Annotated in this window: 23 protein-coding genes; 14 read left to right on the top strand and 9 right to left on the bottom strand. The window is 60.2% G+C overall.

Annotation, left to right across the window (positions count from 1 at the left end; translation table 11 throughout):
• Positions 1–76: 76 nt before the first annotated feature.
• The gene (gene hdaA / locus T424_RS0101255; RefSeq protein WP_027486111.1) at positions 77–796 is read right to left on the bottom strand and encodes a DnaA regulatory inactivator HdaA; all 720 of its coding nucleotides are present in this window, start codon (positions 794–796) and stop codon (positions 77–79) included.
• The gene (locus T424_RS0101250; protein ID WP_027486110.1) at positions 797–1,933 is read right to left on the bottom strand and encodes an AI-2E family transporter; all 1,137 of its coding nucleotides are present in this window, start codon (positions 1,931–1,933) and stop codon (positions 797–799) included.
• Between the two features lie 349 nt (positions 1,934–2,282).
• Here T424_RS0101250 and purM point away from each other — a divergent pair, with 349 nt between their 5' ends.
• Together purM and purN are read left to right on the top strand one after the other, a co-directional pair.
• On the top strand, positions 2,283–3,359 hold the full coding sequence (gene purM, locus T424_RS0101240) for a phosphoribosylformylglycinamidine cyclo-ligase (RefSeq protein ID WP_027486108.1): 1,077 nt from the start codon (positions 2,283–2,285) through the stop codon (positions 3,357–3,359).
• A complete protein-coding gene (gene purN / locus T424_RS0101235; RefSeq protein ID WP_027486107.1) occupies positions 3,356–4,012 on the top strand; it encodes a phosphoribosylglycinamide formyltransferase in 657 nt (218 codons plus the stop codon). The genes purM and purN overlap by 4 nt, the downstream gene beginning before the upstream one ends.
• Positions 4,013–4,294: 282 nt before the next feature.
• Here purN and T424_RS0101230 read toward each other — a convergent pair whose 3' ends face one another.
• Positions 4,295–4,879, bottom strand: a complete 585-nt coding sequence (locus tag T424_RS0101230) for an NUDIX domain-containing protein (protein WP_027486106.1) — start codon at positions 4,877–4,879, stop codon at positions 4,295–4,297.
• Positions 4,879–6,999 carry a molybdopterin-containing oxidoreductase family protein gene (locus T424_RS0101225; protein ID WP_084268356.1) on the bottom strand — a complete coding sequence of 707 codons (2,121 nt, stop codon included), beginning with the start codon at positions 6,997–6,999 and terminating at the stop codon, positions 4,879–4,881. The genes T424_RS0101230 and T424_RS0101225 overlap by 1 nt, the downstream gene beginning before the upstream one ends.
• Positions 7,000–7,074: 75 nt before the next feature.
• Between T424_RS0101225 and T424_RS0101220 the strand changes: the two genes are divergently transcribed.
• Together T424_RS0101220 and T424_RS0101215 are read left to right on the top strand one after the other, a co-directional pair.
• Entirely contained in the window at positions 7,075–7,926 is an 852-nt protein-coding gene (locus T424_RS0101220; protein ID WP_027486104.1) for a 23S rRNA (adenine(2030)-N(6))-methyltransferase RlmJ, read from the top strand.
• An 85-nt stretch (positions 7,927–8,011) separates the two neighbouring features.
• Positions 8,012–8,608 carry a glutathione S-transferase gene (locus tag T424_RS0101215; RefSeq protein WP_027486103.1) on the top strand — a complete coding sequence of 199 codons (597 nt, stop codon included), beginning with the start codon at positions 8,012–8,014 and terminating at the stop codon, positions 8,606–8,608.
• A 97-nt stretch (positions 8,609–8,705) separates the two neighbouring features.
• On the opposite strand, the gene T424_RS0101210 is transcribed toward T424_RS0101215, so the two are convergent.
• Positions 8,706–9,341 (bottom strand): outer membrane protein, encoded by a 636-nt coding sequence (locus T424_RS0101210; RefSeq protein ID WP_027486102.1) that lies wholly within the window; start codon positions 9,339–9,341, stop codon positions 8,706–8,708.
• Between the two features lie 478 nt (positions 9,342–9,819).
• Here T424_RS0101210 and T424_RS0101205 point away from each other — a divergent pair, with 478 nt between their 5' ends.
• The 5 genes from T424_RS0101205 (at position 9,820) to T424_RS0101185 (ending at position 14,050) form a co-directional block, all read left to right on the top strand.
• On the top strand, positions 9,820–10,587 hold the full coding sequence (locus T424_RS0101205; protein ID WP_027486101.1) for an SDR family oxidoreductase: 768 nt from the start codon (positions 9,820–9,822) through the stop codon (positions 10,585–10,587).
• A gap of 12 nt (positions 10,588–10,599) precedes the next feature.
• Positions 10,600–12,630, top strand: coding sequence for an excinuclease ABC subunit UvrC (uvrC, locus tag T424_RS0101200; RefSeq protein ID WP_027486100.1), 2,031 nt, complete (start codon positions 10,600–10,602; stop codon positions 12,628–12,630).
• 113 nt (positions 12,631–12,743) lie between these two features.
• A complete protein-coding gene (gene pgsA / locus T424_RS0101195) occupies positions 12,744–13,334 on the top strand; it encodes a CDP-diacylglycerol--glycerol-3-phosphate 3-phosphatidyltransferase (protein WP_027486099.1) in 591 nt (196 codons plus the stop codon).
• A gap of 1 nt (position 13,335) precedes the next feature.
• Entirely contained in the window at positions 13,336–13,590 is a 255-nt protein-coding gene (gene moaD, locus T424_RS0101190) for a molybdopterin converting factor subunit 1 (protein ID WP_027486098.1), read from the top strand.
• Between the two features lie 4 nt (positions 13,591–13,594).
• Positions 13,595–14,050 (top strand): molybdenum cofactor biosynthesis protein MoaE, encoded by a 456-nt coding sequence (locus T424_RS0101185; RefSeq protein WP_027486097.1) that lies wholly within the window; start codon positions 13,595–13,597, stop codon positions 14,048–14,050.
• Between the two features lie 57 nt (positions 14,051–14,107).
• Here T424_RS0101185 and ndk read toward each other — a convergent pair whose 3' ends face one another.
• Both ndk and T424_RS0101175 read right to left on the bottom strand, forming a co-directional pair.
• The gene (gene ndk, locus T424_RS0101180; protein WP_027486096.1) at positions 14,108–14,530 is read right to left on the bottom strand and encodes a nucleoside-diphosphate kinase; all 423 of its coding nucleotides are present in this window, start codon (positions 14,528–14,530) and stop codon (positions 14,108–14,110) included.
• Positions 14,531–14,697: 167 nt separating this feature from the next.
• Positions 14,698–15,381, bottom strand: a complete 684-nt coding sequence (locus T424_RS0101175; protein ID WP_027486095.1) for a glutathione S-transferase family protein — start codon at positions 15,379–15,381, stop codon at positions 14,698–14,700.
• Between the two features lie 130 nt (positions 15,382–15,511).
• Here T424_RS0101175 and T424_RS0101170 point away from each other — a divergent pair, with 130 nt between their 5' ends.
• The 4 genes from T424_RS0101170 (at position 15,512) to T424_RS0101155 (ending at position 21,616) form a co-directional block, all read left to right on the top strand.
• Positions 15,512–16,039: a DinB family protein gene (locus T424_RS0101170; RefSeq protein ID WP_027486094.1), complete on the top strand. Its 528-nt coding sequence runs from the start codon at positions 15,512–15,514 to the stop codon at positions 16,037–16,039.
• Between the two features lie 18 nt (positions 16,040–16,057).
• Complete coding sequence (locus T424_RS0101165; protein WP_027486093.1) at positions 16,058–17,944, top strand: ABC-F family ATP-binding cassette domain-containing protein; 1,887 nt, start codon at positions 16,058–16,060, stop codon at positions 17,942–17,944.
• A 442-nt stretch (positions 17,945–18,386) separates the two neighbouring features.
• Positions 18,387–20,321, top strand: a complete 1,935-nt coding sequence (locus tag T424_RS0101160) for a methyl-accepting chemotaxis protein (protein ID WP_027486092.1) — start codon at positions 18,387–18,389, stop codon at positions 20,319–20,321.
• Between the two features lie 452 nt (positions 20,322–20,773).
• Positions 20,774–21,616 carry a polysaccharide deacetylase family protein gene (locus T424_RS0101155; RefSeq protein ID WP_051558711.1) on the top strand — a complete coding sequence of 281 codons (843 nt, stop codon included), beginning with the start codon at positions 20,774–20,776 and terminating at the stop codon, positions 21,614–21,616.
• Between the two features lie 17 nt (positions 21,617–21,633).
• Here T424_RS0101155 and T424_RS0101150 read toward each other — a convergent pair whose 3' ends face one another.
• Together T424_RS0101150 and T424_RS0101145 are read right to left on the bottom strand one after the other, a co-directional pair.
• Positions 21,634–22,083 carry a DNA polymerase III subunit chi gene (locus T424_RS0101150; protein ID WP_027486090.1) on the bottom strand — a complete coding sequence of 150 codons (450 nt, stop codon included), beginning with the start codon at positions 22,081–22,083 and terminating at the stop codon, positions 21,634–21,636.
• 6 nt (positions 22,084–22,089) lie between these two features.
• Complete coding sequence (locus tag T424_RS0101145; RefSeq protein ID WP_027486089.1) at positions 22,090–23,580, bottom strand: leucyl aminopeptidase; 1,491 nt, start codon at positions 23,578–23,580, stop codon at positions 22,090–22,092.
• 228 nt (positions 23,581–23,808) lie between these two features.
• Between T424_RS0101145 and T424_RS0101140 the strand changes: the two genes are divergently transcribed.
• Positions 23,809–24,603 carry a phosphatase PAP2 family protein gene (locus tag T424_RS0101140; protein ID WP_051558710.1) on the top strand — a complete coding sequence of 265 codons (795 nt, stop codon included), beginning with the start codon at positions 23,809–23,811 and terminating at the stop codon, positions 24,601–24,603.
• Positions 24,604–24,731: the final 128 nt, after the last annotated feature.

The raw sequence follows: 24,731 nt of genomic DNA, 5'->3' as shown, positions 1-24,731 counted from the left end.
GATCCTGTGACGATCGAACCGTGCCGCAACAGAAGACAGCCGCTGACCATCACGATCCGGCCTTCGCCGTGGCCGCCTATTCAGCCGTGGAAGGCTCCCTGCCGCGCATTTCGTCCAGAACCTCCAATGCGAGCGCGCGGGTGATTTTCGAGCGGCGGGCAAGCGCCAGCCGGTCGATCCGCTCCACCAGTTCCTGTGCCGATGCCAGCGAGCGCTCCATGCGATTGAGGATGGTTGCGACAATCCTTTCATCCACCGCCAGCTGCCGGTCGGCAAACAGCTTGAAGATAACCTGACCGAGCAGTTCCTCGTCCGGCTCGCCGATTTCCACCAATGTCGCAGCCTTCAGGCGCGAGCGCAGATCCGGCAGCTTCACATTCCACGACAAAGGCCAGCTTCGGGAGGTCATCAGCAGACTGGTGCCATGCTGGCGCACGCTGTTGATGACGTGGAACAGCTCAACCTCGTCAAAGCCCGCCCGGTCGGCATCTTCGAACAGAACAGCATGGTCACGGGCAATGGCTGCCGCCTGCGAGCCCGTCACGGGAGAAATATCGCGCGCTGAACTTTCGTTGCGCCAGACCTCGGCCAGATGCGATTTTCCCGAGCCTTGCGGGCCGGTGAGAATGACGACGGGCGAGGCCCAGTGCGGCCAGCTGTCGATGATGGCGACGGCAGCAGCCAGCCGCTCGGACACAAGAAGATCCTCCCGCCCGGAGGCGGCTTGATGGCCAAAGGCCAGCGGCAGTTGTTCGCCCGTCTTTCGGCGCTCCGCCAACTTGTCGTTATCACGCATTTACGTCTCTGAAATCACCGGAGGGCGGACCTCTTCGATCACCGTTGCCGGCTCTCCATAATACAAATCACTGTCAAGATACCGTTTCACCGCGAAACGGACAAGCACGCCGATGGCTGCCGAGCAGGGAACAGCCACAAGTACCCCCAGAAAACCGAAGAGCGCGCCGAAGGCAAACAGCGCAAACATCAGCCAGACCGGATGCAGCCCGACGCTGGAGCCAACAAGCTTGGGCTGAAGAATATTGCCCTCGATGAATTGGCCGGAGAAAAAGAACAGCAGCGTAATCACCACATAAATATAATCCGGCCAGTACTGGACGGTCGCCACGCCTACGGCCAGAAGCAGGCCCACGGTGGAGCCCACATAGGGAATAAAGCTGATCATGCCGGAGAAAAAGCCGATCAAGAGACCGAAATTGACCCCGATGATCGACAGGCCCAAAGCATAGTAAATGCCGAGAATAAGGCAAAGCGACCCTTGCCCGCGCACGAAACCGGCAATGGTGCGGTTCATCTCGCGGGCGATTTCCCTGACCGCCCCCACCTGGTTGCGGGGAATGAGGCTGTCCAGCTTGGCCATCATCCGGTCCCAGTCCAGAAGCAGGTAAAAGGCGACGACCGGCGTGACCACCAGCAGCGACAGAATATCGAGAAGCGCCTTGCCGGAATTCCAGATTTGCGAAAGAAGCGTGCCCAGAAAGCCCGCGCCCTCCGCAAGATAACGGGAGAAATTGGCCTTGATCGACGCCATTTGCCCGGTAATCTGGCTGTTCAGCCATTTCGGCGCCCAGGTATTGGATCTGGCGACGAGCGACTGCAACTCGCTGACATAGGTGGGCAGCTTGCCGATGAAATCATTGAGCTGGGTCACGAGCAGCGGAATGATGATGATGAGCGAAAGGGCAAAGACCACGACGAAAGACGCCAGAATGACGATTGTTGCCATCATGCGCGAAAGGCCCAGACGTTGCAGGCGGTCTGCCACGGGATCGAGAAAATAGGCCAGCGCCATGCCCGCCACGAAGGGCAAGAGTACCGAGCTGAACAAAAACAGAAAGGCGACGATGACCGCCAGCGTTCCCAGCGAAAAGAGGAGCTGCCGCCACAAAACCGTACCGCTGACGCGCTTGACCATGTTCAATCCTCTTTGCACCGTTGCCATGCAGAGATATGCGCTTGCGCTTGCCGGGGTCAAGAAGCAGCATCGGGCCAATGGCATTAGAGGGGTTGTTTGCCGAGCGGCGATCGCGACCGCATCCGTGGCGGAAAAAGCGCCCGCCAGCACGGTAATGGCGGGAAATCATCGCGATTGACCGGCGCTGGACCTTGAAACCTGCGGCCCTTCATGTCAATGGCTCCGCCATATCTTGAGGCGTGTCGCGACCTTGCGTCAAAGGCGCTCCCGCCTCCTGTTTTGTTTTGATGCCTGCCGCAACGAACCCTGAGCGTTCGCCGCCACAGGCCTTGAACCCTGGAGACGCATGATGAGCGAGCATGGCAAGAACGGTTTGACCTACAGCGATGCCGGGGTGGACATCGACGCTGGAAACCTGCTGGTGGAGAAAATCAAGCCTGCCGTGCGCTCAACCCGCCGTCCCGGCGCCGATGGCGAGATTGGCGGCTTCGGCGGCCTGTTCGACCTCAAGGCCGCAGGCTTCAAGGATCCCATTCTCGTGGCGGCCAATGACGGCGTGGGCACCAAGCTGAAAATCGCCATCGACGCCAATCTTCACGATACGGTCGGGATCGATCTCGTGGCCATGTGCGTCAACGATCTCGTGGTACAGGGCGCCGAACCGCTGCTGTTTCTCGATTATTTCGCCACCGGCAAGCTGGACCCGGAACAGGGCGCGGCCATCGTCGGCGGCATTGCCGCTGGCTGCCGCGAGGCGGGTTGTGCGCTGATCGGCGGTGAAACGGCGGAAATGCCCGGCATGTATGCAGGCGGCGATTACGACCTCGCCGGCTTTGCCGTAGGGGCCGCCGAACGCGGCGAACTTCTGCCCGCCGGCGACATCGCCGAAGGCGACGTCATTCTGGGGCTGGCCTCCTCCGGCGTTCATTCCAACGGCTACTCGCTGGTGCGCAAGATCGTTGGGCTTTCGGGCCTTTCCTGGGATGCGCACGCCCCCTTTGCCGAGGAAGGCATTTCGCTCGGCACAGCCCTTCTCACGCCAACCCGCATCTATGTGAAGCCGCTTCTGAAGGCGATCCGCGAGACCCGTGCGCTGAAGGCCCTGGCCCACATTACCGGCGGCGGCTTTCCGGAAAACATTCCGCGCGTCCTGCCCAGACATCTGGCAGCGGAAATCGATCTATCGGCCATCCCGGTTCCGCCGGTCTTCTCATGGCTGGCCAAGACCGGCGGCGTTGCCCAGAATGAAATGCTGCGCACCTTCAACTGCGGCGTCGGCATGATTGTCGTCGTTTCCGCCGATCAGGCAGAGGCAGTTTCCACCGTGCTTGCAGGCGAAGGCGAAACCGTCATGCGTCTTGGCCGCATGGTGGCGCGGGAAGACGGCGCGCATGGCACCATCTACAAGGGCACGCTTGCCCTATGAGCGAGAAACGCAAACGCATTGCCGTGCTGGTTTCCGGTGGCGGCTCCAACATGCTTGCCTTGGCCAAGGCCTGCGAGCAGCCGGATTTTCCGGCTGAAATCGTCGCGGTCTTTTCCGACAAGGCCGAAGCGGGCGGGCTTGAAAAGGCCCGCGCCCTTGGTATTGCCACGGCAGCCTTTCCCCGCAAGGACCACGCCGACAAGGCCGCGCATGAGGCCGCCATTCTGGCAGCCCTCGATGCGGTCAATCCGGATTTCATTTGCCTTGCCGGGTACATGCGGCTTTTATCGGCGGATTTCATCCGCCACTATCAGGGCCGCATCCTCAACATTCACCCGTCGCTGCTGCCCCTGTTTCCGGGCCTGCACACCCATCAGCGGGCGCTGGATGCGGGCATGAAGCTTGCGGGCTGCACCGTGCATTTCGTAACCGAAGGCATGGATGAAGGCCCCATCATTACCCAGGCCGCCGTGCCTGTGCTGCCGGTGGACACGGCCGAAAGCCTTGCCGCACGGGTGCTGACCGTGGAACATCGCAGCTATCCGCTGGCCCTGCGGCTGGTGGTGGAAGGCCGCGTACGAATGCTGGCCGATGGCCGCGTGGAGCGCAGCGGCTATATTGCCGATGACGCGGATTTCGTGATCAGCGGCTAGAGCGGTTCATTGTTTCACGGAAACATTGAACCGCTCTAACTATTTGTTTTCACGCATTTTCAGACGGAAAACCGGTTTCCACTTTTCCTGAAAATGCTCTAATGCATAATTCCTTAAATCGGAATCGATTTAAGGAATTATGCAGCTCATTTAAAGTGTTACAGCGTTCTTTGTGCGTTTGTTAAAACGCACGGCGCTGTAGCGCATTTCCAGGAAAAGTCTATTCGGTCTTGTGTCCGGAAATGTGTTAAAACAGACAGTTGCAGCGCTTTGCGCCCTCACTCACTCCGCAAGGTTCAGCGCTGCCCATTGCAGCAGCATGATGGTCTTGGCATCGACGATCTCGCCGGTGCCGATCATGGCAATCGCCTGTGGCAGCGGAATTTCCACCAGTTCCAGATCCTCGTTTTCCTCTGCCAGACCGCCGCCCGCTGCGATCCGGTCGGCATCGGTAACGGTGGCGGCATAGAAATGCAGCTTTTCCGTTACCGCCCCCGGCGACATATAGGAGGAAAACAGGAAGGTCAGGTCGCGTAGCCGGTAGCCGGTCTCTTCCAGCACCTCGCGGCGGGCCGCCGTTTCGCTGTCCTCGCCATCGGTCATTCCGGCGGGGACTTCCAGCAGAAAGGGCGTGTCGCCCATGAGGTGCGCTGGCATCCGGAATTGCCGCACCAGCAAGGTGGTGCCCCGTTCGGCGTGGTAAAGCAGAACGGCCACCGCATGGCCCCGATCGAAGACCTCCCAGCTCAACCGGGCCGTTTCGCCGTTCTGTTTGCGGTAATCGAACACCAGCTTGCGCAGATGGCTCCAGCCTTTCCACAGCGTGCGGTCTTCGATGATGTCGATGCGGTTTTCAGGGTCCGTCATCATTCGCCTGCTCTTTCGAGCCAGACCTTGTTATCGTGAAAGGCTGCGCCGCCATGGGGCGCCAGCGGATCGGCCCCCGTCAGCACGTTGATACCCTCCCCGTCCAGATGCGCCTTGTTGGGCCACAACCCCTCCGCCACCAGCACGCCCGGCTTGACCGCCTCGGTAATGCGGGCATGGATACGCAGCGCGCCCCGTGCATTGCCAATCCGCACAATATCGCCCTGGGCGATACCATGGGTGGCGGCATCCGCCGGACAGATCATCACTTCCGGCCTGCCCTCCTTTTCGCGAGAGGTGCGGGTTTCGGCAAAGCTGGAATTAAGAAAATTGCGCGCCGGTGACGTCGCGAGCCGGAAGGGGTGGGCCGCATCCGCAACTTCAATGACATCCACCTGATCGGGAAATTCCGGCAGCCGCTCCACCGGGCCGAAAGAACCCAGATTGGCGGGCGGCTTGTTGGGCGCAGGCGTTGCCAGCCAGTCAGGCCGGAAGCGGAACCGGCCATCGGGATGGGCAAATCCATCGAGATAATGCGCCTCTTCGAAGGAAGGCTGGCAATCCAGCCATTTCTCCTGAAGGAAAAAGTCGAAATCCGGCTTGCCGCTGGCGGACAACATCCTGTCGATATGCTGGCGCTCGCTGAGGCCGAAACCGGGAAGATCGCCCACACCCAGCCGCTTTGCCAGTTCATCGATCACGAAGAGATTGGTGCGCACCGTTTCCGGCGGCTCCACCAGCTTCGGGCCGATCAGAATGTGGCTTTGGCCGCCGCCACGATAAATATCGTCATGCTCCACGAACATGGTGGCGGGCAGCACGATGTCGGCAAGCTCCGCCGTCTCCGTCATGAACTGCTCATGCACGGCCACGAACAGGTCATCGCGCAGAAAGCCCTGCTTTACCAGCCTTTGCTCGGGCGCGACATTCACCGGATTGGTGTTCTGGATCAGCATGGCCGTCACCGGGCCGCCATGGCGCAACGCCTCGGCATCTCCCGTCAGCACCCGGCCAATCTGTGACTGGTCGAGCATACGGATAGCGGGATCGGCAAGGGCCGTGCCTTCCAGCTCGGCCTTGTTCAGCTTGAAAATGGCACTGTTGGAATGAAAGGCCCCGCCCCCCTCATATTGCCAGCTGCCCAGCACCGTTGCCAGCGACAGCGCCGAATGCATGGCAACGGCCCCGTTCCGGCTGCGGGTAAAGCCGTAGCCGAGGCGAAAAAAGCTTTTTTTCGTGGTGCCGACCAGCCTTGCAAAGGCCTCGATCTCGTCTACCGCAAGCCCGGTGATGGCAGAGGCCCATTCAGGCGTTCTGCTTTTCAAGTGCGCTTCGAGGCCAGCCGGATCGTCGGCATATTTTGCCATATAGGCGCGATCGGCATAACCATCGCGGAAGGCGATGTGCATGGCCGCGCAGGCCAGCGCCGCATCGGTGCCGGGCCGCAGGATCAAGGCCATGTCGGCCTGTTTCATCGTCGGATTATCGTAGATGTCGATGACGACGATCTTCGCGCCGCGTTCCTTGCGGGCCTTGACCGCATGGGTCATGACATTGACCTGCGTGGCCACCGCATTGGTGCCCCAGATGACGACGCAATCCGAAAGCGCCATTTCGCGCGGGTCCGGGCCGCGCAGCGTTCCCGTGCCCATGACATAGCCGGTCCAGGCGGGATTGGTGCAGATCGAGCCAAAGAAACCGGAATAACGCTTGGCGTGCCTGAGCCTCTCGATGGAATCGCGCTGTACCAGCCCCATGGTTCCGGCATAGAAATAGGGCCAGATGGCTTCGCTGCCATGGGTGGCTTGCGCCTGCACGAAACGCTCGGCAATTTCATCCAGCGCGCTTTCCCAGGAAATCTCCTGCCAGGAGCCCGCGCCCTTTTCGCCCTTGCGCCGCAAAGGTCTCAGCAAGCGGTCGGGATGGTAGAGCCGCTCGGCATAGCGGGCCACCTTGGCGCAGATTACGCCCGCCGTGTAGCTGTTGTCTCCCGCCCCGCGCACCCGGCCGATACGGCCATCTTCCGTCAGATCGACTTCAAGCGCGCAGGTGGATGGACAGTCGTGCGGACAGGCCGTATGACCGGTGGTGGATTTGCGGATCGGCTTTAAAATGTTCATGTCCGATTTATAAGCCAAGGCATCCTGCGCCAAAAGCCCCATCTCCAGATTTCATACGAGCCATCGGAAACAGTCATGAATTATCGCCATATCTATCATGCAGGCAATTTTGCCGATGTGCTGAAACACGCCGTTCTGGCGCGGCTGATCGTTTACATGCAGCAGAAGGACAAGGCATTCCGGCTGCTCGATACCCATGCGGGCATCGGCCTTTACGACCTTTCGGGCGAGGAAGCGCAAAAGACCGGGGAATGGCAAGAGGGCATTGGCGCGGTGCTGAAGGCCGAGCTTTCGCCTGCCGCCCGCGAGATCCTCAGGCCCTATCTCGAAAGCGTCGAGGCGCTGAACCCCAAGGGCGGCGTCACCTTCTATCCCGGATCGCCCAAGCTTGCCCGCATGTTGATGCGCCCGCAGGACCGGCTCTCAGCCATGGAACTGCACCCCGAAGACTATCGCCGGCTCTATCGCCTGTTCGAAGGCGATTATCAGGCGCGCATTACCGAGCTGGATGGCTGGCTGGCCCTGGGCGCGCATTTACCGCCCAAGGAAAAACGCGGCATTGTGCTGGTCGATCCGCCCTTCGAGCTGGAGGGGGAATATGAGCGGCTGGTGGAGGGGCTCGCCAAGGCCTGCCGCCGCTTTGCCAATGGCGTCTATTGCCTGTGGTATCCCATCAAGCGCGGCGCGCCGATTGCCGCCTTTCACGAGGCCTTGAAGGAGGCCGGCATTGCCAAGATGCTATGCGCCGAACTTTCCGTGAAAAGCGACCGGGATACGACCGGCCTTTCCGGCACCGGCCTTATCATCGTCAATCCACCCTTCACGCTGAAGGATGAGTTGCATGTTCTTCTGCCGGAACTGAAGCAGGTGCTGGCAAAGGATCGTTATGCGTCCCAACGTTGCTTCTGGCTGCGGGGCGAGGAATAGGCTATCTCTCTTCCGGCCTTGCAGACCCTCCGGCTGCCAATGTCAGCCATGACCTGCCTGTGCCGCAACCATTCAGGAACACGCCATGAAGCTGCTTTTTTCCCCCGCCTCCCCCTATTCGGCCAAGGTGCGCATGGCCGCGCATCATCTTGGAATTGCGCTTGAGGAAATCAAGGTGGACACCAATGCCAACCCGGCGGAACTGCTGGACAACAATCCGCTCGGCAAGATCCCGACCTTGGTGACGGACGATGGCAAGGCGATCTATGACAGCCGCGCCATCATGCAGTATCTCGACCAGCTTTCCGGCGGGAAGCTTTACCCGAAGAAGGATGAAAAGCGCGCCGACGCGCTGGTGCTCGAAGCCCTGTGCGACGGCATCTGCGATTCGCTTCTGCTTATCGTCTATGAAAAGCGCTTCCGCCCGCCGGAATTCCAGTATCAGCCCTGGATGGACCGCCAGTGGGAAAAGGCCGTGCGCGGTCTTGCGCATCTGGAAGCCAACATGCCCAAGCTCGGCAAGAAGCTGCATGGCGGGCATTTCGCCATGGCGGGTATGATGGGTTATCTGATGTTGCGCTTTGCCGGTCAGTGGGAAAACGGCCATGTAGAGCTGACGGCATGGCCAAGCCGTTTTGCGGAAAAATTCGAAGCCTATCCGCTGCTGCGTTCGCAGGCCTGAGAGCGAGCGCTCGCGCTGCCGGTGATCTTGCCGGTCGCACATAACGAAAAAAGGCCGGGCAATGCCCGGCCTTCATTTTTGCCGACAAGGGGCAAAATTAGAACTTCACGCCCATACCGACGCGAACGCTCTGATCGTCGAAGCCGCGCGATACGCGGGTACCGCCGACGTTGTAGGTCTTGTCCTGGTAATCGGTGTAGCGATATTCGACGCGGGCGGTGACGTTGTTGGTCACTTGCGCTTCGACACCGGCGCCAACCGTGTAACCAAGAGCGGCCTTGCTGTCGGAACCGGCAGCACCGGAAACCTTGGTGTCGGCAGCGGCCACACCGGCGGTGCCATAAACCATGAAGGGGCTCAGGTCGTAACCGACGCGGCCGCGTACGGAGCCGTTCCAGCCCTGCTTGCCCTGGAGGCCTGCACCGGAAACCGAGTCAGCGCCGCTGTAACCAACGTCAGCTTCACCGCCGTAAACGATCTTGTCGTTCTGCATGTTGTAGCCGCCGTAAAGCTGGCCGCCGAACGAACGGGCGCTGAAGTTGCTGCCGTGCGAACGGCCCATGTTGTAGGTGCCGGCGCCACCGACATAAGCGCCTGCCCAGCCGCTCGGCTGAACCGTATCAACGGCTGCCGGAGCTTCCGGAACCTGCATGACGGCATCGGCAGCCTGAGCGCCGGTGACAATGGAAAGGCCAGCAGACGAAGCCAGCAGGATCATAACAAGAGTACGCATACCAAATCTCCTTCTGAAACCTTCATCCGGGAACGATGGAGGCTCCTATTTGCCAAACGCAGGCCCGAAATGGCACAACCGCCCTTTTCGTTCCCGCTTTACCCGCGCCGTTGGCGAAATATCGTCTCTTGCGGCCCGGACACTTGCAGGGCACTGCCTGCTCGCTTGACGTTGAAAATGGAGGGCAAATACGGAATTGAAAGAGCCGAAATGTGAATTCTTTGTGGCATCGAGCAGGCAAAAATGCGACGTTGCTTCGATGCAACAGGGTATTTATTAACCATAATTTTCCGTTAATTTATCAATACTGCACAAGAAGGCGCTATTTACTTGTAATGTCTCAAATAAAAACAGCCATCGGCAGGCGATGTCGATCCCCATCGCGGGATGGAACAAATTCATGCCCCGCCGCCGCCCTTGCCCTTTCCCCGCGCGCAAGACGCCTTATATCGAAGGAAAATGAGTCGAGAGGTGCAGCTTGTCTTCCGCCATCACCAAAACAGCCCTGATCACCGGCTCGGCCAAGCGGCTTGGCCGCGCCATTGCCGAGGATCTTGCCGAACACGGTTTTGCGGTGGCCATTCATGCCAATCATTCGATAGACGAGGCAAAAGAGGTTGCCAGGGCCATCACGGACAAGGGAGGCCGGGCCATCGCGGTGCAGGCCGATCTCTGCGATATTGCACAGACATCCTCCCTTCTGGAAAAGGTCAATGGCTCGCTCGGCACGGTCGGGCTTCTGGTCAACAATGCCTCGGTCTTTCTGGAAGACGATGCGGACCGCTTCGATGCCGGGCGATTCGCGCAGCATTTCGATCTGCACCTGCGCGCACCGGCGATCCTCGCAGACAGGTTCAATCATCAATTGCCGGAAATGCAGCAAGGTCTGATCGTCAACATCATCGATCAGCGTGTCTGGGCGCTGAAACCGACTTTCTTTTCCTACACGCTCTCGAAATCGGCGCTGTGGACGGCGACGCGGACGCTGGCGCAGGCGCTTTCTCCGCGAATCCGCGTCAATGCCATCGGCCCCGGCCCCAGCCTGCCGAGCGACCGCCAGCGGCTGGAGGATTTTCAGGCGCAGATCGAAACGCTTCCGCTGAAACGTGGCCCCGCCATCGAGGAATTCGGCCGCACCGTCCGCTTTCTTTTTGACACTCCCTCCGTCACAGGCCAAATGATTGCGCTCGACGGTGGCCAGCACCTGATTTGGCCCGGTGCAAATGGCGCGGAAATCGCCGAGTGAGGAGTGTGGAGCATGAACGGAGGACGGCAGCCGGAAGGCGGCATTCTCTATGACGGCACAGAAGAGGACGAAGACGATCTCACCCTGGAGGGCGAGGTTGCCTCTGCCCTGCCGGGTATCGACTGGTCGGAAGACAATCTGCACGGATCGGGCCTGACCGGCGCCGAACTCATCGCCGAATTCGTCAAGAAGCTGCCCAACAGTCCCGGCGTTTACCGGATGCTCAACGCCCAATCCGAGGTTCTCTACGTCGGCAAGGCCCGCAGCCTCAAGAAGCGTGTGAGCAATTATGCCCAGGGGCGCGTGCATTCCAATCGCCTTTCACGCATGGTGCGCGAAACCGTGCATATGGAATTCGTCACCACCCGTACCGAGGTGGAAGCGCTGCTGCTGGAAGCCAATCTGATCAAGCGGTTGCGCCCGCGCTTCAACGTGCTGCTGCGCGATGACAAAAGCTTTCCCTATATCCTGATTACCGGCGACAGCCGCTCGCCTGCGATTTACAAGCATCGCGGCGCGCGCGCCCGCAAGGGCGATTATTTCGGCCCCTTTGCTTCCGCCAGCGCGGTCGGCCGCACCATCAATTCGCTGCAACGGGCCTTTCTGCTGCGCACCTGTACCGACAGCGTTTTCGAAAGCCGCACGCGACCCTGCCTGCTCTACCAGATCAAGCGCTGTTCCGGCCCCTGCACCCACGAAATCAGCGATGAGGATTACCGCCTTCTGGTGCGTCAGGCGCAGGATTTTCTCTCCGGCAAGAGCCAGAACGTCAAGGAAGCCATGGCGAAAGCCATGAACGAGGCGGCGGAAGAGCTGGATTTCGAGCGCGCCGCCGTTTTCCGGGATCGCCTGGCGGGGCTTTCGCATGTGCAGAGCCATCAGGGCATCAATCCCGCCGGGGTGGAAGAGGCCGATATTTTCGCCGTGCATCACGAAGGTGGCCTCACCTGCATTCAGGTCTTCTTTTTCCGCACGGGGCAGAACTGGGGCAACCGCGCTTATTTTCCAAAAGCCGATCCGCAATTCACCAGCGCCGAGGTGCTGAGCGCCTTTCTGGCGCAGTTTTACGATGACAAGCCTGTTCCAAAGCAGATCTTACTGTCAGAAGGCGTGGAGGAGCAGGAGCTTCTGGCGCTTGCCCTTTCGGAAAAGGCGGGGAACAAGGTGTCGATCCTCGTGCCGCAGCGGGGCGAAAAGAAAGACCTCGTCGATCATGTCGTGGCCAATGCCCGCGAAGCGCATGGGCGCAAGCTCGCCGAAACCTCCTCGCAGGCACGCCTCCTGAAGGGCCTTGCCGAAACCTTCAACCTTGCCTACGCGCCGCGCCGCATCGAAATCTACGACAACTCCCACATCATGGGCACCAATGCCGTGGGCGGCATGGTGGTGGCGGGACTGGACGGTTTCGTGAAAAGCCAATACCGCAAGTTCAATATCAAATCGACCGACATCACCCCCGGCGACGATTTCGGCATGATGCGCGAAGTGATGACCCGGCGCTTTTCCCGATTGCTGAAGGAGGAAGGCAAGCCGGACCGCACCGCGACCCAGCCGGAGGATGCGGCAGATGCGGGTTTTCCGGCCTGGCCGGACGTGATCCTCATCGATGGCGGTCAGGGCCAGATGACAGCCGTGCGCGCCATTTTGAAAGAACTGGACATAGAGGACTGCGTGACGGCGATTGGCGTGGCCAAGGGCATGGACCGCGAGGCGGGCCGCGAACGTTTTTTCATGGCGGGCAAGCCGGATTTTTCGCTGCCCCCGCGTGACCCGGTGCTGTACTTCATCCAGCGCCTGCGCGACGAGGCGCATCGTTTTGCCATCGGCTCGCATCGGGCGCGGCGCAAAAAGGAAATGGTGCGCAATCCGCTGGACGAGATCGGTGGAATCGGGCCGTCGCGCAAACGCGCCTTGCTTCAGCATTTCGGCACGGCAAAGGCGGTTTCCCGCGCCGCCATCAGCGATCTGATGGCCGTGGAAGGCATTTCGGAAGCCGTTGCCCGGCAGATATACAATCACTTCCACGAGAGTGGTGGGGATTAGGTGCTGCATCGTCATAAAACAGCCTGCCCGAAGCGTAGATTATGACTTTCCCGGCTTGACGATTGCCCCCCTTCCCCGCCATCTTCCGCCGCACCGGAAAAAGATAGAGCATCATGGCCTCGCGCACCTACAGCATTCCCAACCTGCTTACCTATGGCCGCATCGTCGCGGTTCCGCTGATCGTCGTCTGCTTCTTTCTGGAAGGCCAGTTGCAGAGCACCGATTTTGCCCGCTGGGCGGCATTGGGCATTTTCGTCGTCGCATCGATCACCGATTTCTTCGATGGCTATCTGGCCCGCATCTGGAACCAGACATCGAATATCGGGCGTATGCTGGATCCGATTGCCGACAAGCTACTGGTGGCAACCTGCCTCATCCTTATGGCCGCCGACACCGAAAAGACCATTGCGGGCTGGTCGCTCTGGGCCGCCATCATCATTCTGTGCCGCGAAATCCTGGTGTCCGGCCTGCGCGAATATCTGGCCGAACTCAAGGTCAGCGTGCCGGTGACGCGCATAGCAAAATGGAAGACCACGGTGCAGATGCTGGCGCTTGCCTTCCTGCTGGCAGGCCCGGCAGGCGACAAGGTGTTGCCGCACACCACTCATATCGGCATAGCCCTTCTGTGGATCGCCGCTCTTTTGACGATGTATACCGGCTATGATTACTTCAAGGCCGGGCTCAAACACATGGTGGACGAGTGAGATGGTGAAACTCGTCTATTTCGCCTGGGTGCGCGAGCGGATCGGCAAGGACGAGGAAGAGCTTGACCTGCCCGACAGCGTCAAGACCGGCAGCGAGCTGATTGCCTATCTGAGCGGCCTTGGCGAAAATTATGCCGAAGCCTTGCAGTTTCCCAAAGCCATCCGCATCGCAATCAATCAGGAACATGTGGACCACCACGAAGCGATTGCCGGCGCGCGCGAAATCGGCCTTTTCCCGCCGATGACCGGAGGCTGAGATGGTGGCCCCCACCATCCGCGTCCAGCGCGAGGATTTCGATGCCGCTATCGAAACCAAGGCATTGACCGCAGGGCGCAGCGATATTGGCGCCGTCGTCGCCTTCACCGGGCTTTGCCGCAGCGAGGGCAACCGGCTGGCCGCGCTGGAGCTGGAGCATTATCCCGGCATGGCGGAGGCGGAAATGCGCCGCATCGCCACCCTCGCCATCGAAAAATTCAGCCTTCTCGGCCTCACCGCCATCCATCGCCACGGGCGGATCGAGCCCGGCGGCCAGATCGTGCTGGTGATTGCCGGGGCATCCCATCGGCAAGCCGCCTTCGACGGCGCGAATTTCATGATGGATTTCCTGAAAACCGCCGCCCCCTTCTGGAAAAAGGAACACGGCGCCGATGGCCGTAGCGGCGACTGGGTGGCCGCCCGCGATGCCGACGATACGGCGCTGACGAAGTGGCGATAAACACAAAACCCGGCGCTCGGGCCGGGTTTTGCATATCACTCGAAATCCGGCAGAAAATCAGCCGACGATCTCGGTCGAAGAGAACCAGTATGCGATTTCTTCAGCGGCGGTTTCCGGGGCGTCGGAGCCGTGAACGGAGTTTTCGCCGATGGAAAGGGCAAACTGCTTGCGGATCGTGCCTTCGGCAGCCTGGGCCGGGTTGGTGGCGCCCATCAGCTCGCGGTTCTTGAGAATGGCGTTTTCGCCTTCGAGAACCTGAACGACGGTCGGGCCGGAGGTCATGCCTTCAACCAGTTCGCCGAAGAAGGGGCGATCCTTGTGAACGGCGTAGAAGCCTTCGGCTTCGCGCTTGCTCATCCATACGCGCTTGGAAGCAACGACACGCAGGCCGTTGTCTTCAAAAACCTTGGTGATGGCGCCCGTCAGGTTGCGCTTGGTTGCGTCCGGCTTGATCATCGAAAAGGTGCGTTCAATCGCCATCGTTTCGTCCTCTAGGGTTGTGCCTTGCGACCCCCGGAAAAAGCAGATTGCCGCTTTTTCCGAAAATGCCAGCAATGCATGGAAAAGTGGGCGGTTTCTACCTGCCCCGAATCACGAAAACAAGAGGGAAGACGGAATTTCACGCCAGCGTCACAAAGCAGGACCGTTCAGGCAACGGCACGTCCGGCCCCGTCGTGAAGATCGAGAAGGCTCTCGAACCAGACCCGGACCGGATCGCTTTCCGGAAGGGGCAGAAGGCCGGTGGTGATTCGCAGCCATTGCAACGCGCCAAACACGATGTAATCGGCAAAAATCGGGTGCTTGCCGCCGATAAAGTTCTGACTGGCCAGCATATGCCGCAGCGGCGTCAAAAGACCGGGAAGATCCCGCACATGCGCCTCGCGGCTGGAGGCCAGTTGCTCCAGTGTCTGGCCCAGCCGCTTTTCCCGGCTCTCGCGGAAATAGGCCTGATCGGCAGGCGCCAGCATGGCATGAATATCGCCCACCGCGATGCGGGTGATGACCGGGTGCAGCACCGTCTGCGAAAATCCTTCCACGAAGCGCGCCGTGGCAATACCACCCTCACCGCCAAAAAGGCTCGGACGTTCGGGATAGGCCTCTTCAAGATAAAGCGCGATCTTGAAACTGTCCGCCACCAGATGGTCGCCATCCTTGAGCAGGGGGACGGTGTTGGAAAACCCCTCCTCCGCCGCGGCGATGCCGGTAAAGGGCAGCGGTTTTTCCTGAAAAGCCAACCCCTTGTGATGCAGGGCCATCACGATTTTCCAGCAATGCGGCGAAAAAGGGCGCGAGACATCGGCACCGGCCAGCGAGTAAAGGGTGATGGTCATGAAAGCTCTCCTGTTCCCGGCGGTTTGCAGAGGAGAATGCGATGAAAATCAAATCAAGAATTTTCATGCGTGCCATCAGCCCCATTGTACTTCATCGGTGATATAGGTTTGAGGACCATCGGAGGACGAAATGCTCGACCACTGGACCATGTTTGCCGCCTATAACGAATGGGCGAACCAGACGCTTTACGAGGCCGCCGCCACGCTGAGCGAAGAGGAACTCCACCGGGAAACCGGCGCCTTCTTCGGATCGCTCTTCGGCACGCTCAGCCACCTTGTGGTCGCAGACCAGATCTGGCTGCGCCGCCTTTCCGGCGAGGGTCCCACGCACACCCAACTGAACGCAAAGCCCTGCGCCGATTTCCACAGCCTGCATCAGGCGCGTGTGGAAACCGATGCCCGCCTGCGTCAGTTCTGCGAGGCGTTGACGGAAGAGAAACTTGCCGGTGAAATCGAATACCGCCCCGTGACATCCCCGGAACCGGTTCGCCAACCTCTGGGGCAAATCCTCGCTCATCTCTTCAATCACCAGACTCATCACCGCGGACAGGCGCATATGATCCTGACCGTTCTGGGCAAACCGTCACTGGTGCTTGATCTGGTCTATTTCCAGCGGCTTTCAAAGCAGGCATGGCCCCTCTTGCCTTTGGCGGGGTGATCCGCCAAAACACCGGCCATGATTACGATTTCCGATGTTTCCGCCCGTATCGCCGGCCGCCTGTTGATCGACCATGCCAGCCTGTCCCTGCCCGCCGGCACCAAGGCCGGTCTGGTGGGGCGCAATGGCGCGGGAAAATCCACGCTGTTTCGCATCATCACCGGCGATCTTGCCGCAGAGACCGGCTCGATCGGCATTCCCAAACAGGCCCGCATCGGCCAGGTGGCGCAGGAAGCGCCGGGCACGGAAGACGCACTGATCTCCATCGTCATGGCAGCGGACAAGGAACGCGCCGCCCTTCTGGCGGAAGCCGAAACCGCCACCGACCCCAACCGCATCGCCGAGATCCAGACGCGGCTTGCCGATATTGGCGCGCATTCGGCGGAGGCGCGGGCGGCCACCATTCTCTCCGGCCTCGGCTTCGATCATGAGGCGCAATTGCGACCGGCCTCCTCCTTTTCCGGTGGCTGGCGTATGCGCGTGGCGCTGGCGGCAGTGCTGTTTGCCGAGCCCGACCTGCTGCTGCTCGACGAGCCGACCAACTATCTCGATCTGGAAGGCACGCTGTGGCTGGAGGATTATATCCGGCGCTATCCGCACACGGTCATCGTCATCAGCCATGATCGCGACCTGCTGAACACCGCCGTCAACTCCATCATCCACCTCGACCAGAAAAAGCTGACCTTCTATCGCGGCGGCTATGACCAGTTCGAACGGCAAAAGGCCGAGAACGACGAGTTGCAGATGAAGGCCAAGGCGAAGAACGACGCCGCCCGCAAGCATCTGCAAAGCTTCATCGACCGCTTCCGCGCCAAGGCCACCAAGGCCAAGCAAGCGCAAAGCCGCATCAAGGCGCTGGAGCGCATGGGCACGGTGGCGGCGGTGGTGGAAGATCACGTCCACCCCATCACCTTTCCCAAGCCGGAAAAGCTGCCCGCCTCGCCCATCGTCGCCATCACCGGCGGTGCGGTGGGTTATGCGCCCGGCAAACCCATTCTGAAAAACCTCAGCCTGCGCATAGACAATGATGACCGCATCGCGCTGCTCGGCTCGAACGGTAATGGCAAATCCACCTTCGCCAAGTTCATTTCCGGCCGATTGCAGGCGGAAAAGGGCGAGATCAAGCTGGCGCCGCATCTCAGCATCGGCTTTTTTGCCCAACACCAGCTGGACGATCTCGTGCCCAATGAAACGCCGGTGGATCACATTCGCCGCCTGATGCCGCAGGCGGGCGAAGCCCAGCTTCGCGCCCGCGTGGCGCAGATGGGGCTTGCGACCGAAAAGATGGATACCGCCGCCAAGGACTTGTCCGGTGGCGAAAAGGCCCGCCTGCTGATGGGCCTTGCCGCCTTCCACGCGCCGAACCTGCTGATCCTCGACGAACCGACCAACCATCTGGACATCGACAGCCGCAAGGCGCTGATCGAAGCGCTGAATGATTACGAGGGCGCGGTCATCCTGATTTCCCACGACCGGCATCTCATAGAGGCCACCGTGGACCGGCTGTGGCTGGTCAATGACGGCACCGTCTCCAGTTTCGATGGCGATATGGAGGAATATCGCAGCCTCATCCTCGCCTCCGGCAAGAAAAGCAGTGACGACAAGCCGGACAATCCGGGCGCACAGGTCAACAAGGCCGACCAGCGCAAGGCCGCCGCCGACAAGCGCGCCAGCCTTGCGCCGCTGAAGAAAAAGATCAACGAAATCGAGTCCCTGACAAAGAAGCTGGAGACTTTGATTCAAGCTCTTGATGTAGAGCTTGCAGATCCGCTTCTCTATGAAAAACACCCGGCCAAGGCGGCAGAAAAGGCAAAGCAACGCGGTGAAGCCGCGGCAAAACTGGCCGCGGCGGAAGAACAATGGCTGGAGCTTTCGGCGGAATATGAAGAGGCCATGGCGGGCTGAACGTTCAAGCCCCGGCCGTCAGTCGTGACGGCTGTCATCCTCTTCTGCTCAAGGCAGGCGCCATCGACCAAGGCTTTTGGAGGTTCATGCGTCACTCCGCTCCCCCTGCTCCAAAGCAGGCAATGCCGCGCGCTTTCCTCACATATCAATGCCAATCCGAAATTCACCCCAGTTTTGGACGAAATGTTAGCGCCAACACGGGCGATTTCGACATTCGTAACTAAAACAGTACATCCTTATATTAATTTATTTTAAATATTTTAATTACAGATTATGCGGGAAAGTTTTCCTCGCCACACCCGCCCACCTTTTCGCTCGCCCCCGCGGCAAGGATGGGACCGTGCGCGCCCAGTTCATCCCGGCTGCGGGCTTTGCCTGCACCTTCATCACGTCGCGCAAGCGGACCCTGCACCGGTCTGGCTTTGCGCCCAAAGGAGGCGTCATGCTCGTCAATCGTTCGATCAAAGCCATTCTCTTCAGCGCCTTCGCCATTTTGATGCTGCTCCTGGTCGCCCAGGGCGCGTCCGGTCTTCTCTCCATGGGGCGTGTTTTTGACAATGTCTCGAATCTGGCGCGGGATTCGGTCCCAAGCGTCGATGTCACCAACCGCATCAATATTTCCATTGCCAATCTGCGCGGTCTGGAGGCCCGGCACGTGCTGAGCACGACGCCGCAGGCATTGAGCGAAGCAAACAGCCTGCTCGACAAGGAGGTGAGCAAACTTCGTCAACGTATGGCTGCTTATGAACAGCTGATTTCGCTTCCCGTCGAAAAACAGGCTTACGAAGAATTTAAACACCAGCTCGAAGCCTATCTCAAGCTCGACCGGCAAATGGTGGCGCTTTCCCAGGCTGGCCAGAAAGAGCAGGCTGCGGCCATGATGACCGGCGACATGGCAAAGCTCTACAGCCAGATGGACGATCAGGCCGATATTTTCCGCGATGCCAATGTGGATGCGGCCAAGGCGATGTATGAGCAATCGGCCCGCGCCTATATGCTCTCTTTCGTGCAGAACGCCGTCATTCTTCTCGCCGGGGTCGTGGCCGGTTTTACTGCTATTTTCTTCGTCTCGCGCCGGGTTTCCACGCCCATCATCCGGCTGACGGCGCTGATGCGCCGCCTGGCGGGCGGCGATTTCAATCTCAATATTCCCTTTCTTGCCCAAAGCAATGAACTGGGCGACATGGCCCGCGCCATGGAGGTGTTTCGCGATAACGCTGCCCGCGTGGTGGCGATGAACGCGCAGGAAATTCACATGCGCACGAAGTGCGACGAACTGCGCGACCGCTTGGCCGAGGTGGTGACAGCCGCCGTGACAGGTGATTTCTCGCGCCGCATTCATGCCGATCTGGAGTTTGCCGACCTTAACGCCTTTGCCGCTTCGATGAATGCTCTGGTGGAATCCATCGATACGGGGCTTGGCGAAACGCGGCGCGTCGTGGCCTCTCTGGCCGAAGGCGACCTCACAGACAGTATGCAGGGCGAGTTTCAGGGCGCCTTTGCTGAGCTGCAAGCCAATGTGAACGCCAGCATGGCAAGGCTGCACGCCATTATCAGCGAAGTGCGCGCCGCAATCGACCTCATCAATTCCGGCTCCGGAGAGTTGCGTACCGCCTCCGACGATCTGGCCCGGCGCACGGAACAACAGGCGGCTTCGCTTGAGGAAACCTCCTCCGCGCTTGAGGAAATCACATCTGCAATCCATCTCTCCACCCGCCGCGCCCATGAGACGAGCCGGATGGTGGATGCTGCGCGCCAGAGCACGGAGGAATCCGCTTCCGTTTTGAGCAATACAGTGGAAGCCATGGGCCGTATCGAGGAGGCATCCGGGGAAATCGGCAAGATCATCAATGTCATCGATGAAATCGCTTTTCAGACCAATCTTCTTGCCCTGAATGCAGGTGTCGAGGCCGCGCGCGCCGGTGAGGCGGGCAAGGGCTTTGCTGTCGTGGCGCAGGAAGTGCGGGAACTCGCCCAAAGATCGGCGGGCGCGGCAAAGGACATCAAGAGCCTTGTTGGCCGTTCGGCCAGCGAGGTGAATTCCGGCGTCACCCTGGTAACGGCAACCGGCGCTGCCTTGAACCGCATTCGCGACCATGTGCTGGAAATCAACAGCCAGATGCACGACATGGCCAATGCCACGCAGGAACAGTCCGGCAAGTTGCAGGAAATCAATGCGGCCGTCGGCCAGATGGATCAGGTCACGCAGCGCAATGCCGCCATGGTCGAGGAAACGACGGCCAGCACCAACCGGCTGGCAGACGATACGGCAACGCTGGCGCGTCTGATCTCGCATTTCAAGCTTGCCCGGCAATCGGGCGCATCTTCGGAAAACCAGTCCCGTCAATATCAACCATTGCGGGCCCATGCGGCCTGAGCCACAGAAGAATTGCCCATCTCTTCAGGGCGCCTTGCGGGCAGAACCCGCAAGGCGCTCCTCATCACTTTTAAGGAATTGCGCAATAATACCAAGGGTCATTTTCAATGACCCTTGGTATAACGGCCGCCCCCCTTACCGGCCGGAGACGATCAAGATCCGGTGAACAGGCAGCGGCCCGTAACCAGACATTAACCACAAGCCGCCTAAGAATGCATTGCACCATGTAGCGGATTGTCGCGGCGAAAGTCGCGCCGATATTCTGAGGCAAGGCGGCGGATTCCTTATCACGCCCGTCCAAAATCAGGCACCGCGCATCTTCCCACCCTTAGAGCGCCTTTCGATCTGACTGAATGAGATTGGCGCTCCAAGATATTATATTCGAAGCATAATCTTGCCGATCCTCGTTTCGCTCCGGTCGGATTATGCGCTAACTGCGCAAGCCTCCCGCCATGATGATCCGCCTGCTCGCGACGCTTTCCCTGTCTCTTGCCCTGACCGCCTGTGCGGGCCAGCAGGCCAAGCCGGTAAAAGCCCTGCAAACCTCCTTTGCCCCGGTTGCCGAACCGCACGCGCCCCTCAAGGCCGACGACCCGCTGCCAATGGAGCCGCGCAAATGGACGGCCAACAGCCCGAAGCCCGATCTGGGCGGGCGAACGATCATGGTTTCCAGCGTCAAGGATCTGGTTCTCAATCCCAAGGAGGTCGCCCTGACCTTCGATGACGGCCCGGCACCGAAGAAGACCGACCGCATTCTCGAAATTCTCGAACAATATCACGTGAAGGCCACCTTCATGATGCTGGGAGAAATGGCAAAGGCGCATCCCGAACTGGTGCGTCAGGTGGTTGCCGCCGGGCATGAGGCTGGCAGCCATACATTCCACCATCACGATCTCAAGGCCATTGCCTTCAATCAGGCCATGCAGGAGGTGGAGGAAGGCCGCTCCGCCGTGCAGGCCGCCAGCGGCGGCGCCGATGTCGGGCTTTTCCGCTTCCCCTATCTTTCGGAAACGCCGCAATTGCGCCAGGGCCTTGCCGCCCGATCCATCGTTTCCGTCGGGGTGGATGTCGATACCAAGGATTACTTCAAGAATACGCCAGCCCAGGTGCTGGACCGCGCCATGGCGGAACTGCGCAAGAAACAGGGCGGCATCATCCTCATGCATGACATCCATGCCCGCACCGTGGTCATGCTGCCCATGCTGCTCGACCGGCTGGCTGCCGAAGGCTACAGCGTGGTGGCGCTGCATTATCAGAAACCCGCAGCCCCACAGGAAATTGCCGGCCACAGCTGAGGCGGAAAACCTTGGCCTCAGGCTTTCTTTTCCCACCGTCCCTGTGGTGACTGCTGCCAATAGGTCAGGTCGTTGCCTTCGGCCTTCAGCCGTTTCCACTCCGCGCGGGCAAGATCAAGCTCTTCCTGATCATGCCCGTCGAACACGAAGACGACCCGCTCGTAATCCAGCGCGCCGGAAGGCTTTGCACCATCGACGTAAAAGCGGACATTGGCCTGATTGTCATTATCGGCACGCAGCGTCAGAAGGACCGGCTGGCGCTCGGGATACGAGGCAATGTCTGTTCCATGCGGCAGGAAGCTCTCGTCACGATAGGTCCACAAATGCTGGTCCAGCCGGTCGCGCCGGGCGGGATCGCGCATTTCCACCGCCACCCGCCAGCCGCGCTCCAGGCTCTTTTCCAGCAGGGCCGGAAGCGCATCTTCAAGGCGGGTTTCCGTCAGGTGATAAAACAGGATCTGGGTCACGCCGCCTCACGCCTCGAAGCTGTTGCGCACCAGCCGGTCCAGAAGCCGCACCCCGAAACCGGATGCCCAGGACTGGTTGATTTCGTCGGCAGGCGAACTCATCGCCGTTCCGGCAATATCCAGATGCGCCCAGGGCGTTTCGCCAACGAAACGCTTGAGGAACTGGGCAGCCGTTATGGAGCCTGCATGGCGGCCACCGGAATTCTTCATATCGGCAAAGCGCGAATCGATGAGCTTGTCATAATCCTTGCCAAGCGGCAGGCGCCACAGCCGCTCCTGACTGTCCTGACCGGCAAGCAACAGCTTTTCCGCCAGCGCATCGTCATTGGAAAACAGTCCGGCATGGAAGTTGCCAAGCGCCACCAGCACAGCGCCCGTCAGCGTGGCAAGATTGATCATCATGGATGGCTTGAAGCGTTCCTTGCAATACCACAATGCATCGCACAGCACGAGACGGCCTTCGGCATCGGTGTTGACGATCTCGATCGTCTGGCCGGACATGGAGGTGACGATGTCGCCGGGACGCTGGGCATTTCCATCCGGCATGTTTTCCACAAGGCCGAGAATGCCGATGGCGTTTACCCGCGCCTTGCGCGCCGCCAGCACATGCATCAGCCCCAATACGGCGGCAGCGCCGCCCATGTCGCCCTTCATGTCTTCCATTCCCGCAGCGGGCTTGATGGAAATGCCGCCGGTATCGAAGACCACCCCCTTGCCGATGAAGGCAAGAGGCGGCGTCTCTTCCTGCCCGCCCTTCCACTGCATCACCGCAAGCCGTGGCGGACGCGCCGAGCCCTGCGCCACGCCAAGCAGCGCGCCCATGCCCAGCGCCTTCATCTCCACCTCTGTCAGAATTTCCACCTCGACGCCAAGCCGAGCCAGATCGCTGGCCTTTTCGGCAAATTCCACGGGACCAAGGATATTGGGCGGCAGGTTGACCAGTTCCCGCGCCAGAAGAACCCCTTCGGCAACAGGCAGCGCATCCGTCCTGAAAATCTCCTCCGCCTCCTGCGCCGCCGCCGTAACAATGACGATCCGCAGGCTGGCGGGCTTGTCATCCTCATCCTTCCTGCGTGTCTTGAACCCGTCAAAGGCGTAATTGCGCAGCATCATGCCAAGCGCAAGATCCGCGGCCTTCCGGCCATCCACGGCAAGGCCGTCCGCATCGAGAAACAGCGTTGCTTCTGCTGCCCCCTTGAGGTTTGCCAGAGCCGTGCCGCCCAGGCGCAACCAGTCATGCGCGGCAAGATCCCCACCCTTGCCCGCGCCCAGTATCACCAGCCGGTCCACCGGCGCGCCCTGCGGGGCGATGAGATCGAGCGTGGAAAGCGATTTGCCCGTGAATTTCGCCGTTGCGGCCGCCTTTGCGAAAACCGATTGCGGATCGAGGCTTGCCGCCCCCGCAAAACCTTCCCCATCCTTTTCCTTCAGCGCCAGTGCGAGCCCGCCTGAAAGCGGGGCGGACGAGACGAAGGAAATATCAAGACTTGCAGGCATTTGGCACTCCGGAAAATCATTGCTCCAAGAGCGGGATGTTGACCCTTTCGCGCAGGATTTCAACTCCCCGCGAAGATTTCGCGCGCTTTTCTGTACCTGCAACCGTCAAACTCATGCTGATAAGCCTCGCCTCCCCCCTGCACATTCGCCTGCAAGCTCATTATAAGCAGCCTCCGGACAGGCGTGTGCCAGCCATCACGCCGAGCCGACTGACGGAGGGGCACCGTTTTGCAAGATGAGACCGAAGGCAATGGCCTGGGACCGATGGGACAAAATTCCGGCCTGTGGGCACTGGCGCTTTGCGCGCTGTGGGTGGTGCTGCTGGCCATTTTCTACAGCTTTCCGCAAATCGACCTCTCCGTGGCCGCTTATTTCTTCGAGCCATCGGCCTGCGCGGCCGGCGCTGTCGTGGACGTCTGCGGCCATTTCCCCCTTGGCCAGAGCGAGGCATTGCGCGGACTGCGCAAGATGCTGTTCTACCTGCCGCACATTGCCGCGCTGGCGGTTTTCCTGTCGCTGGCAGCGGGGCTTTCCGGCAAAGGCCGAGGGCCCGCGCGGCGTGAGCCGGTTCGTCCCAAGGTCATTGCCCTTGCCGTGCTGGCCATCGGGCCGTGGCTTATCGTCAATGCGGGCCTGAAGGAATATTGGGGCCGCCCGCGGCCCAACCAGACCGATGTCTTCGGTGGCGATCTCTCCTTCGTTCCGGCAGGAAGTCCCTTCGGCCATTGCGACCAGAACTGTTCCTTCATATCGGGAGAAGCGGCGGGCGCGGGCTGGCTGATCTGTCTTCTGCCGCTCATGCCGCCGGCCATCCGGCGCTATCTGGGCCTGCCGGTCATTCTGGCCTGTCTGGCAACGCCGGTTCTGCGCGTCGCTTTCGGTGCGCATTATCTGTCGGATGCCGTGCTCGGCTGGCTGTCATCGCCGGTCGTCTTTGCCCTGGTTATTTTTTTCACCGAAGAGCTGGAGCGTCGCAGAAAACGCACAGTTCAACGTCAACGACAGTCCTCAACAGGCGAATGAGCCTGCCGCTCTTGTGTTTTGCCGCGCCTGTGGGCAAATAGGTTCGGGCGCCGAACCCGCTTGATCGCGGAAAAGCGCCACAAGCCGCTGGCCGAAAGGGGACGACCGGTGCGCTCGATGTCATTTTG

This window comes from Allorhizobium undicola ORS 992 = ATCC 700741 (genome assembly GCF_000621665.1).
Classification (GTDB): Bacteria; Pseudomonadota; Alphaproteobacteria; order Rhizobiales; family Rhizobiaceae; genus Allorhizobium; species Allorhizobium undicola.
The sequence above is the reverse complement of the archived record's forward strand: the minus strand, read 5'-3'. Positions and strand labels throughout refer to the sequence as shown.